The 1,786-nt window shown below is 51.5% G+C and carries 1 tRNA gene and 2 rRNA genes; all 3 read left to right on the top strand.

The window, feature by feature from the left end:
* Positions 1–151, top strand: a 16S ribosomal RNA gene (locus tag HHU12_RS33720); the annotation flags it as partial.
* Positions 152–236: 85 nt separating this feature from the next.
* Positions 237–312: transfer RNA gene (locus HHU12_RS33715), tRNA-Glu, on the top strand.
* Positions 313–494: 182 nt separating this feature from the next.
* Positions 495–1,786 (top strand): 23S ribosomal RNA (locus HHU12_RS33710); the annotation flags it as partial.

Here is a 1,786-nt window from a genome sequence, read left to right as displayed (position 1 = left end):
GTACACACCGCCCGTCACACCATGGGAGTGGGTTGCAAAAGAAGTAGGTAGCTTAACCTTCGGGAGGGCGCTTACCACTTTGTGATTCATGACTGGGGTGAAGTCGTAACAAGGTAACCGTAGGGGAACCTGCGGTTGGATCACCTCCTTACCTTAAAGAACCTGCCTTTGTAGTGCTCACACAGATTGTCTGATGAACGTAAAGAAGCAAGGCGTCTTGCGATTGAGACTTCAGTGTCCCCTTCGTCTAGAGGCCCAGGACACCGCCCTTTCACGGCGGTAACAGGGGTTCGAATCCCCTAGGGGACGCCACTTGCTGGTTCGTGAGTGAAAGACGCGTGCCGAACTATCTCAAAACTCATCTTCGGGTGACGTTTGAGATATTTGCTCTTTAAAAATCTGGATCAAGCTGAAAATTGAAACGACACACAGTTAATGTGTGTTCGAGTCTCTCAAATTTTCGCAATCAGAAGTGAAACATCTTCGGGTTGTGAGGTTAAGCGACTAAGCGTACACGGTGGATGCCCTGGCAGTCAGAGGCGATGAAGGACGTGCTAATCTGCGAAAAGCGTCGGTAAGGTGATATGAACCGTTATAACCGGCGATGTCCGAATGGGGAAACCCAGTGCAATTCGTTGCACTATCGTTAACTGAATACATAGGTTAACGAGGCGAACCGGGGGAACTGAAACATCTAAGTACCCCGAGGAAAAGAAATCAACCGAGATTCCCCCAGTAGCGGCGAGCGAACGGGGAGCAGCCCAGAGTCTGAATCAGCTTGTGTGTTAGTGGAACGGTCTGGAAAGTCCGACGGTACAGGGTGATAGTCCCGTACACCAAAATGCACAGGTTGTGAACTCGAAGAGTAGGGCGGGACACGTGGTATCCTGTCTGAATATGGGGGGACCATCCTCCAAGGCTAAATACTCCTGACTGACCGATAGTGAACCAGTACCGTGAGGGAAAGGCGAAAAGAACCCCGGCGAGGGGAGTGAAAAAGAACCTGAAACCGTGTACGTACAAGCAGTGGGAGCACCTTCGGGTGTGACTGCGTACCTTTTGTATAATGGGTCAGCGACTTATATTCTGTAGCAAGGTTAACCGTATAGGGGAGCCGCAGGGAAACCGAGTCTTAACTGGGCGTTAAGTTGCAGGGTATAGACCCGAAACCCGGTGATCTAGCCATGGGCAGGTTGAAGGTTGGGTAACACTAACTGGAGGACCGAACCGACTAATGTTGAAAAATTAGCGGATGACTTGTGGCTGGGGGTGAAAGGCCAATCAAACCGGGAGATAGCTGGTTCTCCCCGAAAGCTATTTAGGTAGCGCCTCGTGAACTCATCTTCGGGGGTAGAGCACTGTTTCGGCTAGGGGGTCATCCCGACTTACCAACCCGATGCAAACTACGAATACCGAAGAATGTTATCACGGGAGACACACGGCGGGTGCTAACGTCCGTCGTGAAGAGGGAAACAACCCAGACCGCCAGCTAAGGTCCCAAAGTCATGGTTAAGTGGGAAACGATGTGGGAAGGCACAGACAGCCAGGATGTTGGCTTAGAAGCAGCCATCATTTAAAGAAAGCGTAATAGCTCACTGGTCGAGTCGGCCTGCGCGGAAGATGTAACGGGGCTAAACCATGCACCGAAGCTGCGGCAGCGACACTATGTGTTGTTGGGTAGGGGAGCGTTCTGTAAGCCTGCGAAGGTGTGCTGTGAGGCATGCTGGAAGTATCAGAAGTGCGAATGCTGACATAAGTAACGATAAAGCGGGTGAAAAGCCCGCTC

It is taken from the genome of Flammeovirga aprica JL-4, from assembly GCF_012844305.1.
Classification (GTDB): domain Bacteria; phylum Bacteroidota; class Bacteroidia; order Cytophagales; family Flammeovirgaceae; genus Flammeovirga; species Flammeovirga aprica.
The sequence above is the reverse complement of the archived record's forward strand: the minus strand, read 5'-3'. Positions and strand labels throughout refer to the sequence as shown.